7 protein-coding genes, 2 tRNA genes, 2 rRNA genes and 2 pseudogenes are annotated in these 16,764 nt (G+C 57.4%); 7 read left to right on the top strand and 6 right to left on the bottom strand.

Annotation, left to right across the window (positions count from 1 at the left end; translation table 11 throughout):
• Positions 1–55: 55 nt before the first annotated feature.
• The 6 genes from FEE99_RS07920 to FEE99_RS07895 form a co-directional block, all read right to left on the bottom strand.
• A 23S ribosomal RNA gene (locus FEE99_RS07920) occupies positions 56–2,949 on the bottom strand.
• A 238-nt stretch (positions 2,950–3,187) separates the two neighbouring features.
• A tRNA-Ala gene (locus tag FEE99_RS07915) sits at positions 3,188–3,263 on the bottom strand.
• A 10-nt stretch (positions 3,264–3,273) separates the two neighbouring features.
• Positions 3,274–3,350 (bottom strand) — tRNA-Ile (locus FEE99_RS07910).
• 123 nt (positions 3,351–3,473) lie between these two features.
• Positions 3,474–5,010: ribosomal RNA gene (locus FEE99_RS07905) — 16S ribosomal RNA — on the bottom strand.
• The 16S and 23S rRNA genes sit together here with 2 tRNA genes alongside, the layout of an rRNA operon.
• Before the next feature lie 629 nt (positions 5,011–5,639).
• Positions 5,640–7,133, bottom strand: a complete 1,494-nt coding sequence (locus FEE99_RS07900) for a CoA-acylating methylmalonate-semialdehyde dehydrogenase (protein WP_041479657.1) — start codon at positions 7,131–7,133, stop codon at positions 5,640–5,642.
• A 74-nt stretch (positions 7,134–7,207) separates the two neighbouring features.
• The gene (locus tag FEE99_RS07895; RefSeq protein WP_016771806.1) at positions 7,208–8,557 is read right to left on the bottom strand and encodes an aspartate aminotransferase family protein; all 1,350 of its coding nucleotides are present in this window, start codon (positions 8,555–8,557) and stop codon (positions 7,208–7,210) included.
• Positions 8,558–8,694: 137 nt separating this feature from the next.
• Here FEE99_RS07895 and FEE99_RS07890 point away from each other — a divergent pair, with 137 nt between their 5' ends.
• From FEE99_RS07890 to FEE99_RS07860, 7 genes and pseudogenes are all read left to right on the top strand, one after another.
• Positions 8,695–9,615 carry a LysR family transcriptional regulator gene (locus tag FEE99_RS07890; RefSeq protein ID WP_016771807.1) on the top strand — a complete coding sequence of 307 codons (921 nt, stop codon included), beginning with the start codon at positions 8,695–8,697 and terminating at the stop codon, positions 9,613–9,615.
• Positions 9,616–9,734: 119 nt separating this feature from the next.
• Positions 9,735–11,123: a uracil-xanthine permease family protein gene (locus FEE99_RS07885; protein WP_041479656.1), complete on the top strand. Its 1,389-nt coding sequence runs from the start codon at positions 9,735–9,737 to the stop codon at positions 11,121–11,123.
• Between the two features lie 88 nt (positions 11,124–11,211).
• Positions 11,212–11,853, top strand: a pseudogene (locus tag FEE99_RS07880) (TetR family transcriptional regulator C-terminal domain-containing protein); the annotation flags it as partial.
• A 17-nt stretch (positions 11,854–11,870) separates the two neighbouring features.
• Positions 11,871–12,452, top strand: a complete 582-nt coding sequence (locus FEE99_RS07875) for an IMPACT family protein (RefSeq protein WP_041479654.1) — start codon at positions 11,871–11,873, stop codon at positions 12,450–12,452.
• A gap of 607 nt (positions 12,453–13,059) precedes the next feature.
• Positions 13,060–14,607, top strand: a complete 1,548-nt coding sequence (locus tag FEE99_RS07870; RefSeq protein WP_041479653.1) for an ABC transporter ATP-binding protein — start codon at positions 13,060–13,062, stop codon at positions 14,605–14,607.
• A 12-nt stretch (positions 14,608–14,619) separates the two neighbouring features.
• Positions 14,620–15,727, top strand: a pseudogene (locus FEE99_RS07865) (ABC transporter permease).
• On the top strand, positions 15,727–16,653 hold the full coding sequence (locus FEE99_RS07860) for an ABC transporter permease (RefSeq protein WP_041479652.1): 927 nt from the start codon (positions 15,727–15,729) through the stop codon (positions 16,651–16,653). Before FEE99_RS07865 ends, FEE99_RS07860 begins: the two are co-directional and overlap by 1 nt.
• Positions 16,654–16,764 lie beyond the last annotated feature (111 nt).

Here is a 16,764-nt window from a genome sequence, read left to right as displayed (position 1 = left end):
CTTCACACACCGCAATCTGGCGCCTTTTCAGGTCAGCAAATTGCTTGGGTGTTATATGGTCAAGCCTCACGGGCAATTAGTATTGGTTAGCTCAACGCCTCACAGCGCTTACACACCCAACCTATCAACGTCGTAGTCTTCGACGGCCCTTCAGGGAACTCAAGGTTCCAGTGAGATCTCATCTTGAGGCAAGTTTCCCGCTTAGATGCTTTCAGCGGTTATCTTTCCCGAACATAGCTACCCGGCAATGCCACTGGCGTGACAACCGGAACACCAGAGGTTCGTCCACTCCGGTCCTCTCGTACTAGGAGCAGCCCCTCTCAAATCTCAAACGTCCACGGCAGATAGGGACCGAACTGTCTCACGACGTTCTAAACCCAGCTCGCGTACCACTTTAAATGGCGAACAGCCATACCCTTGGGACCGGCTTCAGCCCCAGGATGTGATGAGCCGACATCGAGGTGCCAAACACCGCCGTCGATATGAACTCTTGGGCGGTATCAGCCTGTTATCCCCGGAGTACCTTTTATCCGTTGAGCGATGGCCCTTCCATACAGAACCACCGGATCACTAAGACCTACTTTCGTACCTGCTCGACGTGTCTGTCTCGCAGTCAAGCGCGCTTTTGCCTTTATACTCTACGACCGATTTCCGACCGGTCTGAGCGCACCTTCGTACTCCTCCGTTACTCTTTAGGAGGAGACCGCCCCAGTCAAACTACCCACCATACACTGTCCTCGATCCGGATAACGGACCTGAGTTAGAACCTCAAAGTTGCCAGGGTGGTATTTCAAGGATGGCTCCACGCGAACTGGCGTCCACGCTTCAAAGCCTCCCACCTATCCTACACAAGCAAATTCAAAGTCCAGTGCAAAGCTATAGTAAAGGTTCACGGGGTCTTTCCGTCTAGCCGCGGATACACTGCATCTTCACAGCGATTTCAATTTCACTGAGTCTCGGGTGGAGACAGCGCCGCCATCGTTACGCCATTCGTGCAGGTCGGAACTTACCCGACAAGGAATTTCGCTACCTTAGGACCGTTATAGTTACGGCCGCCGTTTACCGGGGCTTCGATCAAGAGCTTCGCGTTAGCTAACCCCATCAATTAACCTTCCGGCACCGGGCAGGCGTCACACCCTATACGTCCACTTTCGTGTTTGCAGAGTGCTGTGTTTTTAATAAACAGTCGCAGCGGCCTGGTATCTTCGACCGGCATGAGCTTACGGAGCAAGTCCTTCACCCTCACCGGCGCACCTTCTCCCGAAGTTACGGTGCCATTTTGCCTAGTTCCTTCACCCGAGTTCTCTCAAGCGCCTTGGTATTCTCTACCCAACCACCTGTGTCGGTTTGGGGTACGGTTCCTGGTTACCTGAAGCTTAGAAGCTTTTCTTGGAAGCATGGCATCAACCACTTCGTCACCCAAAGGGTAACTCGTCATCAGCTCTCGGCCTTAAGATCCCGGATTTACCTAAGATCTCAGCCTACCACCTTAAACTTGGACAACCAACGCCAAGCTGGCCTAGCCTTCTCCGTCCCTCCATCGCAATAACCAGAAGTACAGGAATATTAACCTGTTTTCCATCGACTACGCTTTTCAGCCTCGCCTTAGGGACCGACTAACCCTGCGTCGATTAACGTTGCGCAGGAAACCTTGGTCTTTCGGCGTGGGTGTTTTTCACACCCATTGTCGTTACTCATGTCAGCATTCGCACTTCTGATACCTCCAGCAAGCTTCTCAACTCACCTTCACAGGCTTACAGAACGCTCCTCTACCGCATCACCCGAAGGTGATACCCGTAGCTTCGGTGTATGGTTTGAGCCCCGTTACATCTTCCGCGCAGGCCGACTCGACTAGTGAGCTATTACGCTTTCTTTAAAGGGTGGCTGCTTCTAAGCCAACCTCCTAGCTGTCTAAGCCTTCCCACATCGTTTCCCACTTAACCATAACTTTGGGACCTTAGCTGACGGTCTGGGTTGTTTCCCTTTTCACGACGGACGTTAGCACCCGCCGTGTGTCTCCCATGCTCGGCACTTGTAGGTATTCGGAGTTTGCATCGGTTTGGTAAGTCGGGATGACCCCCTAGCCGAAACAGTGCTCTACCCCCTACAGTGATACATGAGGCGCTACCTAAATAGCTTTCGAGGAGAACCAGCTATCTCCGAGCTTGATTAGCCTTTCACTCCGATCCACAGGTCATCCGCTAACTTTTCAACGGTAGTCGGTTCGGTCCTCCAGTCAGTGTTACCTAACCTTCAACCTGCCCATGGATAGATCGCCCGGTTTCGGGTCTATTCCCAGCGACTAGACGCCCTATTAAGACTCGCTTTCGCTACGCCTCCCCTATTCGGTTAAGCTCGCCACTGAAAATAAGTCGCTGACCCATTATACAAAAGGTACGCAGTCACAGAACAAAGTCTGCTCCCACTGCTTGTACGCATACGGTTTCAGGATCTATTTCACTCCCCTCTCCGGGGTTCTTTTCGCCTTTCCCTCACGGTACTAGTTCACTATCGGTCAGTCAGTAGTATTTAGCCTTGGAGGATGGTCCCCCCATATTCAGACAAAGTTTCTCGTGCTCCGTCCTACTCGATTTCATGACTAAGAGATTTTCGCGTACAGGGCTATCACCCACTATGGCCGCACTTTCCAGAGCGTTCCGCTAATCTCAAAGCCACTTAAGGGCTAGTCCCCGTTCGCTCGCCACTACTAAGGGAATCTCGGTTGATTTCTTTTCCTCAGGGTACTTAGATGTTTCAGTTCCCCTGGTTCGCCTCTTGCACCTATGTATTCAGTACAAGATAACCATCTTATGATGGCTGGGTTCCCCCATTCAGACATCTCCGGATCAAAGTCTGTTTGCCGACTCCCCGAAGCTTTTCGCAGGCTACCACGTCTTTCATCGCCTCTGACTGCCAAGGCATCCACCGTATGCGCTTCTTCACTTGACCATATAACCCCAAGCAATCTGGTTATACTGTGAAGACGACATTCGCCGAAAATTCGAATTTCTCAACTAAGAGAACTCACAAATTTTACCTTAGCCTGATCCGTTACCAGTGAAAGTAACGTTCAGTCTATCTTTCTATCACATACCCAAATTTTTAAAGAACGATCTAATCAAAAGACTAGAAATCAATATTCAGTGCGAATATTCATTTCTAAACTCTCAAACTTCGAAGCAGTTTATGGTGGAGCCAAGCGGGATCGAACCGCTGACCTCCTGCGTGCAAGGCAGGCGCTCTCCCAGCTGAGCTATGGCCCCATAACAAAATTGGTGGGTCTGGGCAGATTCGAACTGCCGACCTCACCCTTATCAGGGGTGCGCTCTAACCAACTGAGCTACAGACCCAATTTCGAGCTTGTAACTGTTAGCTCAGAGCTATCAGCTTGGAGCTTAAAGCTGCTTCTATCGTCTTCTTCAATGAATCAAGCAATTCGTGTGGGAGCTCATGCAGCAGCTGATGTCGTCGATTAAGGAGGTGATCCAGCCGCAGGTTCCCCTACGGCTACCTTGTTACGACTTCACCCCAGTCATGAATCACACCGTGGTAACCGTCCCCCCGAAGGTTAGACTAGCTACTTCTGGTGCAACCCACTCCCATGGTGTGACGGGCGGTGTGTACAAGGCCCGGGAACGTATTCACCGCGACATTCTGATTCGCGATTACTAGCGATTCCGACTTCACGCAGTCGAGTTGCAGACTGCGATCCGGACTACGATCGGTTTTATGGGATTAGCTCCACCTCGCGGCTTGGCAACCCTTTGTACCGACCATTGTAGCACGTGTGTAGCCCAGGCCGTAAGGGCCATGATGACTTGACGTCATCCCCACCTTCCTCCGGTTTGTCACCGGCAGTCTCCTTAGAGTGCCCACCATTACGTGCTGGTAACTAAGGACAAGGGTTGCGCTCGTTACGGGACTTAACCCAACATCTCACGACACGAGCTGACGACAGCCATGCAGCACCTGTCTCAATGTTCCCGAAGGCACCAATCCATCTCTGGAAAGTTCATTGGATGTCAAGGCCTGGTAAGGTTCTTCGCGTTGCTTCGAATTAAACCACATGCTCCACCGCTTGTGCGGGCCCCCGTCAATTCATTTGAGTTTTAACCTTGCGGCCGTACTCCCCAGGCGGTCAACTTAATGCGTTAGCTGCGCCACTAAGAGCTCAAGGCTCCCAACGGCTAGTTGACATCGTTTACGGCGTGGACTACCAGGGTATCTAATCCTGTTTGCTCCCCACGCTTTCGCACCTCAGTGTCAGTATCAGTCCAGGTGGTCGCCTTCGCCACTGGTGTTCCTTCCTATATCTACGCATTTCACCGCTACACAGGAAATTCCACCACCCTCTACCATACTCTAGCTTGCCAGTTTTGGATGCAGTTCCCAGGTTGAGCCCGGGGATTTCACATCCAACTTAACAAACCACCTACGCGCGCTTTACGCCCAGTAATTCCGATTAACGCTTGCACCCTCTGTATTACCGCGGCTGCTGGCACAGAGTTAGCCGGTGCTTATTCTGTCGGTAACGTCAAAATTGCAGAGTATTAATCTACAACCCTTCCTCCCAACTTAAAGTGCTTTACAATCCGAAGACCTTCTTCACACACGCGGCATGGCTGGATCAGGCTTTCGCCCATTGTCCAATATTCCCCACTGCTGCCTCCCGTAGGAGTCTGGACCGTGTCTCAGTTCCAGTGTGACTGATCATCCTCTCAGACCAGTTACGGATCGTCGCCTTGGTGAGCCATTACCTCACCAACTAGCTAATCCGACCTAGGCTCATCTGATAGCGCAAGGCCCGAAGGTCCCCTGCTTTCTCCCGTAGGACGTATGCGGTATTAGCGTTCCTTTCGAAACGTTGTCCCCCACTACCAGGCAGATTCCTAGGCATTACTCACCCGTCCGCCGCTGAATCCAGGAGCAAGCTCCTCTCATCCGCTCGACTTGCATGTGTTAGGCCTGCCGCCAGCGTTCAATCTGAGCCATGATCAAACTCTTCAGTTCAAACATCTTTGGGTTTTTAAGAAACCCTAAACTTGGCTCAGCAATCGTTGGTTACATCTTTGATTTCTCGCGGAGTAACTTGTGATGCTGATAATCTTGTTGACTATCAGTCTGACTGCACAAGCACCCACACGAATTGCTTGATTCGGTTGTTAAAGAGCGGTTGGTTAAGATCTTTCATCTCAACCGAGGCGCGCATTCTACAGCAGCCTCATTTGCTGTCAAGTGATTATTTTCAGAAGTTTTCGAAGAATTCTTCAACAACTTCAACCACTTGCGCTTCCGATCTCTCGTTAGCGGGAGGCGAATTCTACAGCGTTAATCGCTGCTGTCAACACCTCTTTTTCTCCGCTTTCGACCGAGAAGATCGAACCGTTAAAAGAGCTACACATCACTGCTCTTTCAACTCCTTCCAGGCTTCGATGATCTGAAGCAAGCCGCTGTCGAAAACCGCGTAACTCTTTGAATCTCAAGGAGTTTTCCGTTTCGACTGCGCCGGAAGTGGGGCGAATTATAGACCTCTGGAATCTGCCGTCAACACCTATTTTCATATTTCTGTCATATCGGGCAAAAAGCCCCGAAAACGCGAAGGCCGACCTGAAAGGTCGGCCTTCTGCACATCCAGCTACTTATAAGCTAGGGAATGCGAACTGCGAAGCTTCATGGCTTGCACGCTGCGGCCAGCGCTGGGTGATCGCCTTGCGACGAGTGTAGAAGCGCACGCCATCCGGACCATAGGCGTGCAGGTCGCCAAACAGCGAACGCTTCCAGCCGCCGAAGCTGTGATAAGCCACTGGCACCGGCAGCGGCACGTTGACGCCGACCATACCGACTTCGATCTCGTCACAGAACAGCCGCGCCGCTTCGCCGTCACGGGTGAAGATGCAGGTGCCGTTGCCGTACTCGTGATCATTGATCAGTTGCATCGCCTCTTCCAGGCTGTTCACGCGAACGACGCACAACACCGGGCCGAAGATCTCTTCTTTATAGATGCGCATCTCAGGGGTGACGTTGTCGAACAGGCAGCCACCGAGGAAGAAGCCGTCTTCATGACCGGCGACGCTCAGACCACGACCATCGACCACCAGGGTCGCGCCCGCCGCCACACCGTCATCCACATAACCGCTGACCTTGTCACGCGCCTGACCGGTAACCAACGGCCCCATGTCCAGACCGCACGAGGTACCCGCGCCGATTTTCAGCGCTTTGATCTGTGGAACCAGTTTCGCCACCAGCGCGTCCGCGACCTGATCGCCAACACACACGGCCACCGAGATGGCCATGCAGCGTTCGCCGCAGGAACCGTAAGCCGCGCCCATCAGTGCACTTACCGCATTGTCCAGATCGGCATCCGGCATCAGTACCGCGTGGTTCTTCGCGCCGCCCAGTGCCTGAACGCGTTTGCCGCGCTTGGTGCCTTCGGCGTAGATGTATTCGGCAATCGGTGTCGAACCGACGAAACTCAGCGCTTTGACTTCCGGCGCTTCGATCAACGCGTCCACCGCTGTCTTGTCACCATGGACCACACTCATCACGCCTTTCGGCAACCCTGCTTCCAGAAGCAACTGAGCGATCAGCAGCGTCGAGCTTGGATCGCGCTCGGATGGCTTGAGGATGAAGCAGTTGCCGCAGACGATCGCCAGCGGGTACATCCACAGCGGGACCATGGCCGGGAAGTTGAACGGAGTGATACCGGCAACAATCCCCAACGGCTGGAAGTCCGACCAGGCATCGATGTTCGGGCCGACGTTGCGGCTGTACTCACCCTTGAGGATTTCCGGGGCGGCGCAGGCGAACTCGACATTCTCGATACCGCGCTTCAATTCACCGGCAGCGTCTTCCAGGGTCTTGCCGTGCTCTTCGCTGATCAGTTGCGAGATGCGCGCTTCGTTCTGCTCCAGCAGTTGCTTGAAACGGAACATCACCTGGGCGCGTTTGGCTGGTGGCGTGTTGCGCCAGGCCGGGAACGCAGCCTTGGCGGCATCGATGGCTTTCTGAATGGTGGCCTGGCTGGCCAATGGCAGTTTATGGATCGCCTGGCCGGTAGACGGGTTGAACACATCCACCGCGCGACCGTTCTCGGTCACCAGTTCGCCATTGATCAAATGCGGGATAACGCTCATCGAACACTCCTGAATTCTGGTCCGCAGGCGCCGTGAGAGACGCCCGCACTTTTGTACATATATAGAGGGAAAAATCAGTCGAGCTTGTTCAGCACTTCGCCGACCGCGTCGAACAGACGATCGAGGTCTTGCGGCTTGCTGTTGAAGGTTGGGCCGAACTGCAGGGTGTCGCCGCCGAAGCGTACGTAGAACCCGGCTTTCCACAAGGCCATGCCCGCTTCGAAAGGACGCACGATGGCATCACCGTCGCGCCCGGCAATCTGGATCGCGCCAGCCAGGCCGTAGTTGCGGATGTCGATGACGTTCTTCGAGCCCTTAAGACCATGCAGCGCGTTTTCGAAATGCGGTGCGACTTCGGCGACGCTCTGCACCAGGTTTTCCTTTTGCAGCAGGTCGAGTGCAGCAAGGCCGGCGGCACAGGCCACCGGGTGCGCCGAATAGGTGTAGCCATGGGGGAATTCCACGGCGTATTCCGGCGTCGGCTGGTTCATGAAGGTCTGGTAAATCTCGGAGCTGGCAATCACCGCGCCCATCGGGATCGCGCCGTTGGTGACTTGCTTGGCGATACACATCAGGTCTGGAGTCACGCCGAAGCTCTCGGCGCCGAACATCGAACCGGTGCGGCCGAAACCGGTGATCACTTCATCGAACACCAGCAGGATGTTGTGCTGATCGCAGATCTCGCGCAGACGCTTGAGGTAACCCTGTGGCGGAACCAGTACCCCGGCAGAGCCGGCCATCGGCTCAACGAACACCGCAGCGATGTTGGAAGCGTCGTGCAGTTCGATCAACTTCAGCAGCTCATCGGCCAAAGCAATACCGCCCTGCTCCGGCATGCCACGGGAAAACGCATTGCTCGCCAGCAGTGTGTGCGGCAGGTGATCGACATCCATCATCGCCTGACCAAACAGTTTGCGGTTGCCGTTGACGCCGCCGAGGCTGGTGCCGGCGATGTTCACACCGTGGTAACCACGGGCGCGGCCGATCATCTTGGTCTTGGTCGCCTGGCCTTTCAGGCGCCAGTAGGCACGGACCATTTTCACCGCGGTGTCAGCGCACTCGGAACCAGAGTCGGTGAAGAACACGTGGTTCAGGTTGCCCGGGGTCAGTTCGGTGATTTTCTCTGCCAACTGGAACGACAACGGATGGCCGTACTGGAAACCCGGTGAGTAATCGAGAGTGCCCAGCTGTTTCGCAACGGCTTCCTGAATTTCCTTGCGAGTGTGCCCGGCGCCGCAGGTCCACAGACCGGACAGCGAGTCGTAGATCTTGCGGCCCTTGTCGTCGAACAGCCAGCTGCCTTCAGCGCCGACGATCAGACGCGGGTCGCGCTGAAAGTTGCGGTTGGCGGTGTACGGCATCCAGTGCGCGTCCAGCTTCAGTTGACTGGCCAGTGGCGACGGCGCGTTTTCAGGCATGTTCATCGGGCAAAACCTCGCAGGGCATAAGCGTCAGGGAGATGGAAAGCGTTGTTGCAGCTAAATTGCCACGGCGATAAAGTCGGTGAAATCCAACTCTTCTAACCTTCAGTTAGATCAATGCTAAACAAAGAGAACAAAAAATGAGCAGCCGCCGCGCCGATCCACTGGCTCAGGTCAGTGACTTTGATATCCGTCTGCTGCGGATTTTTCGCAGTGTCGTGGAATGTGGCGGCTTCTCCGCAGCGGAAACCGTGCTCGGCATCGGCCGTTCGGCGATCAGCCAGCAGATGAGCGATCTGGAGCAGCGCCTCGGCTTGCGCTTGTGTCAGCGTGGCCGGGCCGGATTTTCCCTGACCGAGGAAGGCCGTGAGGTGTACCAGTCGGCACTACAGCTGTTGAGTGCACTGGAGAGTTTTCGCACCGAGGTCAACGGCCTGCACCAACACCTGCGCGGCGAGCTGATCATCGGCCTCACCGACAACCTCGTCACCCTGCCGCACATGCGCATCACCCATGCCCTCGCGCAGTTGAAGGAGCGCGGGCCGGACGTGCAGATCCAGATCCGCATGATTGCGCCGAATGAAGTCGAGCAAGGTGTGCTCGACGGGCGCCTGCACGTTGGCGTGGTGCCGCAGGCCAGCGCCTTGTCAGGACTGGAATATCAGCCGTTATACAGCGAGCGTTCGCTGCTGTATTGCGCGGTGGGTCATCCGCTGTTTTATGTCGACGACAAGCAACTCGATGATCAACGCCTCGACAGTCAGGACGCGATTGCGCCAACCTTTCGTTTGCCGGCGGAGATTCAGGCGCATTATCAAGCGCTCAACTGCACCGCCAGTGCCTCTGACCGCGAGGGCATGGCATTTCTGATTCTGACCGGGCGCTACATCGGTTACCTGCCGGATCACTACGCCAATCTTTGGGTACAGCAGGGGCGTTTGCGTGCGCTCAAGGCCGGCACGCGTTTTTACGATTTGAGTCTGGCATCGGTCACGCGCAAGGGGCGGCGCCCTCATTTGGTGCTGGAAAGTTTCCTGGAGAGTCTGGCCGCGACGCGATAGATAAGCGCGCAGAGCCCAGCCCGGCAGGGCCTCATCGACAGAATCCAGGAATAACCTGAGCAAGTGGACAGGTTTTTGCAGTGAAGGGCTGACTCGTCCTTCAACAAGAAGCCAAAACCATGCAGCCAGATTCCGATTCGTCCAGTGAACTGATCTACGGCCTCAACGATCGCCCCAAACCACTCGCCGCCATTCTCGCCGCACTGCAACACGTGCTCGCCAGTTTCGTCGGCATCATCACCCCGCCACTGGTGATCGGTTCGGCGCTCGGGCTGACCGCGCATCTACCGTACCTGATCAGCATGGCGCTGATGGTCTCGGGCGTCGGCACTTTTATCCAGGCGCGGCGACCGTTCGGCATCGGCGCGGGGATGATCTGTCTGCAAGGCACCAGTTTCGCGTTTCTCGGTGCGGTGCTGTCGGCCGGGTTTCTGGTCAAGCAGCGCGGCGGCAGCCCGGAAGATATTCTGGCGATGATTTTCGGCGTGTGCTTTTTCGGCGCAATCGTGCAGATCGTGCTCAGCCGTTTCATCGGTCAGTTGCGCCGAGTGGTCACACCGCTGGTGACCGGCATTGTCATCACGCTGATCGGCATCAGCCTGATCAAGGTCGGCATCACCGATCTGGGTGGCGGCTTCAATGCCCCGGACTTCGGCGCGCCGGGCAATCTGGCCTTGGGCGTGTTCGTGCTGCTGACGATCATTCTGCTCAACCGTTCGAACACGCCTTGGGTACGACTGTCGGCGATCATCATCGGACTGGTGCTAGGCAGTCTCGCTGCGTGGTTCAGCGGAAAATTAGTGCCACAGCCGTTGCCTGACTTGCCGCTGGTGAGTTTTCCTACGCCGTTCAAGTTCGGATTCAACTTCGACTGGACCGCTTTCCTGCCGGTCGCGCTGATTTACCTGATCAGCACCATCGAAACCGTCGGCGACCTCACCGCCAACTGCATGCTCGCCCGCCAACCGATCAGCGGCCCTTCTTATATAAGCCGCTTGCGCGGTGGCGTGCTCGGTGACGGCGTGAGCTGCATGATCGCGGCGACCTTCAGCGCCTTCCCCAACACAACGTTCGCGCAAAACAATGGCGTGATCCAATTGACCGGTGTTGCCAGCCGCTACGTCGGCCTGTACATCGGCGCGATCCTGTTTTGCCTCGGCCTGTTCCCGATGATCGGTGCGGTGCTGCAACAGATTCCGAAACCGGTGCTCGGCGGCGCAACGCTGGTGATGTTCGGCGCAGTGGCGGCGGCGGGCGTACGCATTCTCGCGCAGTCACCGCTGGACCGGCGCAGCATGTTGATCATCGCCACTTCGTTCGGCGTCGGCCTTGGCATCGCCGCGCAACCGAACCTGCTGCACCTGTTGCCGAAACTGGTGCAGAACCTGTTCGACTCGGCGATCACCAGCGGCGGGCTGACGGCAATCGTCCTGTGTCTGTTGTTGCCGGAAGGCAAAACCGCTGAGACAAAAAGCCCCGCGTCATTGAACAAGATCGAACAGGCGTAACTGTTTTTCCGCGCTAGGACTTGTCGGATGCCTGTGGGTGCGCTATCAACGCAACTGGTTGCACCCACAGACAATCCCGGAAGTGCCTATGACCTTTGAAGTCCCAGCCCACGGCGGCAAACCCGCCAGCCGCATTCGTCAGAAGAACGAAGAGACCATTCTCAAAGCCGCCGAAGACGAGTTCGCCCGTCACGGGTTCAAAGGCACCAGCATGAACACCATCGCGCAGAATGCCGGGCTGCCCAAGGCCAACCTGCATTACTACTTCACCAACAAGCTCGGTTTGTATGTGGCAGTGCTGAGCAACATCATCGAGTTGTGGGACAGCACCTTCAACACCCTCACCGCCGAGGATGACCCGGCCGAAGCGCTGACACGCTACATCCGCGCGAAGATGGAATTCTCGCGGCGCCAGCCGCAGGCTTCGCGGATCTTCGCCATGGAAGTGATCAGCGGCGGCGAATGCCTGAGCGAATATTTCAATCAGGATTACCGCACCTGGTTCACCGGGCGCGCGGCGGTGTTTCAGGCGTGGATCGATGCCGGCAAAATGGATCAGGTCGACCCGGTGCATCTGATTTTCCTGCTGTGGGGCAGCACCCAGCATTACGCCGACTTCGCCACGCAGATCTGCCGCGTCACCGGGCGCAGCAAGTTGACCAAGCAAGACATGGAAGACGCCGGCAACAACCTGATCCGCATCATTCTCAAAGGCTGCGGCCTCACTCCCCTCTCTATAAGACGTTTATGCCTTTCACCCTCAGCGGTTTTTGCGAATACCGCGAAGAGATTCGCAAAAGCCGCTTCATCACTCTGGCGACGCCGATCAGCAGCACCGCCGACGCGCAGGCATTTTTCGAGCAGCACAGCGATTTGAATGCCACGCACAATTGCTGGGCGTGGAAACTCGGCGCGCAATATCGCAGCACTGACGACGGCGAACCTGGCGGCACCGCAGGGCGCCCTATTCTCGCGGCGATCGAAGCGCAGGACTGCGATCAGGTCGCGGTGCTGGTGATCCGCTGGTACGGCGGCATTCAACTGGGCACCGGCGGCCTGGCCCGGGCCTACGGCGGTGGCGCCAACAAGTGCCTGCAAGCGGCGGAAAAAATCGAGCTGATCAGCCGCGTGCCGCTGAGTTGCGCCTGCGGATTTGCCGAGTTGGCGCTGGTGAAGTTGCGCGTGGCGGATCTCGGTGGATTGGTGGTGGAGGAAAACTTCACGGCCAATGGGGTTGAGTTGAAATTGGCGGTAGGAGAAGCGCAGATCGAAGTGCTGCAAAGTCAGTTGGCGGATCTGAGCCGTGGGCGGATTTTGTTGCAGCGCTAATCCAAGATCAAAAGATCGCAGCCTTCGGCAGCTCCTACAGGGAATCGCATTTCAAATGTAGGAGCTGCCGAAGGCTGCGATCTTTTAGGGCATCCCTCGTTTTCCTTATTCCACAGACTTGCCCACATCGGCTGTGCACCCGACTGTGGATAACCTGAGCACACACGGCTGTAACCCTTTTGTCATGCGGCTTTGCGCGATTTGTTCACTTTTCGTTCAATTGTTCCGACGAAACGGAAAAACAGCGTAAAAACAGATAGTTAACGTCGTTTATCACCATTAGAAGAAAGCATCGCAGTGCTTATGCCCGACCTCGGCGCTTGCGCACAATTACTGTGGAACAACCTGTGGATAAGCCGTTCATGACCGTCGCTGTCGCTGGATCTGCCTAGGCCCCAACTGATTGCTCGTTTTTTAACCAGCGTAGCGCGAGCAAAACTGGAGCCTGTTCAATGGCTTTGCGCTGAATTGGTGCTCGATAGAAAGGCAAAACGCCCGCCGATGCGCTGCTGTCGGCACTTGCGGACTGGCTCCGCAAGCGTTCCTGACTCAATGGCCAGGAAATTGCTTTATCCACAGGCACAACTCAAAGTCAGTCGAGCCTGCCATGTCCATCGCCCCTTCCCCACCGCGCCTGCAACTGCGCCAGATCAGCAAACGCTACCCCGGTTGTCTGGCCAACGACGCCATCGACCTGAGCATCGCGCCGGGTGAGATCCATGCCCTGCTCGGTGAAAACGGCGCGGGCAAAAGTACGTTGATGAAGATCATTTACGGGGTCACCCAGTGCGACAGCGGTGAAATGCTCTGGCAGGGGCAGCGCGTGCAGATCCGCAACCCGGCACAGGCGCGGCAGTTGGGCATTGGCATGGTGTTCCAGCATTTCTCGCTGTTCGAAACCCTCAGCGTCGCGCAGAACATTGCCCTGGCGATGGGCGCGGCGGCCGGCACGCCGAAGCAACTGGAGCCGAAGATTCGCGAAGTATCGCGGCGTTACGGCATGGCGCTGGAGCCGGAGCGACTTGTCCACAGCCTGTCGATCGGCGAGCGCCAGCGGGTGGAAATCATCCGTTGCCTGATGCAGGACATCCGCCTGTTGATTCTCGACGAGCCGACCTCGGTGCTGACGCCGCAAGAGGCGGACGAATTGTTCATCACCCTGCGGCGCCTTGCCGACGAGGGCTGCAGCATTCTGTTTATCAGCCACAAGCTCGGTGAAGTGCGGGCCTTGTGCCACAGCGCCACGGTGCTGCGCGGCGGTCGGGTAGCCGGGCATTGCCTGCCGGCGCAATGTACGGATCAGCAACTGGCACAACTGATGGTCGGCGAAGCGGCGGCATTGATTGGCGAGTATCCGAAAGTCAGCGGTGGCGCGGCGTTTCTGCAGGTGCAGGGTTTGAGCTGGCACAACCCGGATCCGTTCGGCTGCTCGCTGACAGACATCGACCTGCAAGTGCGCAGCGGTGAAATCGTCGGCATCGCCGGGGTCGCGGGCAATGGTCAGGATGAATTGCTCGCCCTGCTCAGCGGCGAGCAGCCCTTGCCTCGTGCGCAAGCGGCGACCCTGCGCTTCGCAGAGAAAAACGTTGCCGATCTGCGCCCGGATGCGCGGCGCAAACTCGGTCTGGCCTTCGTGCCGGCCGAACGCCTTGGCCACGGCGCGGTGCCGGAGTTGAGTCTGGCCGATAACGCCCTGCTCAGTGCTTTCCAGCAAGGACTAGTCAGCCACGGGTTGATTCAACGCGGCAAAGTCGAAGCCCTCGCGCAGCAGATCATCCAGCGTTTCGGCGTGAAAACCCGGGACACGCAAACCGCTGCGCGCAGCCTGTCCGGCGGCAACTTGCAGAAATTCATCCTCGGCCGGGAAATTCTTCAGCAACCGAAACTGCTGATCGCCGCGCACCCGACATGGGGCGTCGACGTTGGCGCCGCCGCCACCATCCATCGCGCCTTGATTGCCCTGCGCGATGCCGGCGCGGCGATTCTGGTGATTTCCGAAGACCTCGATGAGCTGTTCCAGATCAGCGATCGCCTCGGCGCGCTATGCGGCGGGCGTCTGTCGGCACTGCAGGACACCGGCCTTACACAACTGAGCGATGTCGGCGCGTGGATGGCCGGCCAGTTCGATCACTCACCTCGCGCTGCTTCGGTTTAACGGAGTTTCAACATGCTGCTTTCTCTCGAACCCCGTGGCCAGCAATCGCGCCTGATGCTGTGGTGCTCGCCGTTATTGGCGGCGGCGCTGACCCTCGGCTGCGGCTCGCTGTTGTTCATCGCGCTGGGCCACGACCCATTGCAAACCTTGCACACACTGCTGATCGCGCCCGTCAGCGATTTGTATGGAGTGTCCGAATTGCTGGTCAAGGCGCTGCCGATTCTGCTCTGCGCACTCGGCCTGGCGGTGGCCTATCAGGCGCGAATCTGGAACATCGGCGCCGAAGGCCAACTTCTACTCGGCGCGTTGGCCGGTAGTGCTCTGGCAGTGAACGTTATCGACATGCAAAGTCGCTGGGCGCTGGTGCTGATTCTGCTGACCGGCACGCTGGCGGGCGCCGCATGGGCCGGGCTCACCGCATGGCTGCGCACGCGCTTCAATGCCAACGAAATCCTCACCAGCATCATGCTCAACTACATCGCGCTGAACCTGCTGCTGTTCTGCGTGCACGGGCCGTTGAAGGATCCGGCGGGCTTCAATTTTCCCGAGTCGGCGATGTTCGGCGACGCCAGTCGTTTGCCGCTGCTGCTGGAGGACGGCCGCGTGCATGCCGGCGTGTATTTCGCCCTGCTCGCGCTGGTTGCGGTGTGGGTGTTGTTGCAGAAAAGCTTCATCGGCTTCCAGATCAAAGTGCTCGGGCTGGACAAACGTGCGGCAGGTTTTGTCGGCTTTCGCGAGAAGCGCCTGATCTGGCTGGCGCTGTTGATCAGCGGTGCTCTGGCCGGACTCGCCGGGGGTTTGCGAAGTGACCGGGCCGATCGGCCAACTGGTGCCGCAGGTGTCGCCGGGCTATGGATACGCAGCGATCACCGTGGCGTTTCTGGGACGGTTGAATCCGCTTGGCATTCTGTTCTCCAGTCTGCTGATGGCGCTGCTGTACATCGGCGGCGAGAGCGCGCAGATGTCGCTCAATCTGCCGCAGGCGATCACCCAATTGTTTCAAGGCATGATGCTGTTTTTCCTGCTCGCCTGTGACGTGCTGATTCTCTATCGGCCACGCCTGAAACTGCGCTGGACCCGGCGCGCCTCGACCCCTGCCGTAACCGCCGGAGCGCTGTGATGGATATCGATCTGTTGAGCAATATTTTCTACGCGATGGTCCGCTGCGGCACGCCGCTGTTGCTGGTGGCATTGGGTGAGTTGATCTGCGAGAAAAGCGGCGTCCTCAACCTCGGCCAGGAAGGCATGATGCTGTTCGGTGCGGTGATCGGTTTTATCGTCGCGCTGAACAGCGGCAACCTGTGGCTGGGTGTGCTGTTGGCGATGTTGGCCGGGATGTTGTTGTCGTCACTGTTTGCCCTGGTCGCGCTGGTGTTCAACGCCAATCAGGTGGCCACCGGGTTGGCGCTGACGATCTTTGGTGTCGGGCTTTCGACGTTTGTCGGCGCGGCCTGGGTGGGTAAGCCGCTGGCGGGTTTCGAGCCTCTGGCGATTCCGTATCTGAGTGAGATCCCGCTGATCGGGCGGATGCTGTTTGCCCAGGATCTGCTGGTGTATCTGTCGTTCGCGCTGTTTGCGCTGGTGGCGTGGGTGATCATCAAAAGCCGTGTCGGCCTGATCATTCAAGCGGTCGGTGAAAACCCGGATGCGGCCAGCGCGATGGGCTTGCCAGTGCTGACCGTGCGTACCTTGGCGGTGTTGTTCGGCGGAGCAATGGCCGGGCTGGCCGGGGCCTATCTGTCGCTGGCCTACACGCCGATGTGGGCGGAAAACATGACCGCCGGGCGCGGCTGGATTGCCCTGGCGCTGGTGGTGTTTGCCAGTTGGCGGGTGTGGCGGTTGTTGCTCGGGGCGTATCTGTTTGGCCTCGCCAGCATCCTGCACTTGGTGGCACAGGGATTGGGACTGGCGATACCTTCGAGCCTGCTGGCGATGCTGCCGTATGTGGCGACGATTTTGGTGCTGGTGTTGCTGTCCCGCGATGCCGTGCGCACTCGGTTGTATGCGCCGGTTTCGTTGGGGCAGCCGTGGCAATCGGGACATTAGTTGATGTCAGAGCGGGCCTCTTCGCGAGCAGGCTCGCTCCCACAGGGGATCTGAGTGAACGCGGGCATATGTGGGAGCGAGCCTGCTCGCGAAAGCGTCCGCACCGGCAAC

Origin of the sequence: Pseudomonas sp. ef1 (assembly GCF_007293365.2) — a bacterium.
GTDB lineage: Bacteria > Pseudomonadota > Gammaproteobacteria > Pseudomonadales > Pseudomonadaceae > Aquipseudomonas > Aquipseudomonas siliginis.
This window is presented reverse-complemented; position numbering and strand designations above follow the sequence as displayed.

Coding starts and splice junctions, on each gene's coding strand:
- FEE99_RS07900 (WP_041479657.1), bottom strand. CDS start 7,133: ATGAGCGTTATCCCGCATTTGATCAATGGCGAACTGGTGACCGAGAAC.
- FEE99_RS07895 (WP_016771806.1), bottom strand. CDS start 8,557: ATGAACATGCCTGAAAACGCGCCGTCGCCACTGGCCAGTCAACTGAAG.
- FEE99_RS07890 (WP_016771807.1), top strand. CDS start 8,695: ATGAGCAGCCGCCGCGCCGATCCACTGGCTCAGGTCAGTGACTTTGAT.
- FEE99_RS07885 (WP_041479656.1), top strand. CDS start 9,735: ATGCAGCCAGATTCCGATTCGTCCAGTGAACTGATCTACGGCCTCAAC.
- FEE99_RS07875 (WP_041479654.1), top strand. CDS start 11,871: ATGCCTTTCACCCTCAGCGGTTTTTGCGAATACCGCGAAGAGATTCGC.
- FEE99_RS07870 (WP_041479653.1), top strand. CDS start 13,060: ATGTCCATCGCCCCTTCCCCACCGCGCCTGCAACTGCGCCAGATCAGC.
- FEE99_RS07860 (WP_041479652.1), top strand. CDS start 15,727: ATGGATATCGATCTGTTGAGCAATATTTTCTACGCGATGGTCCGCTGC.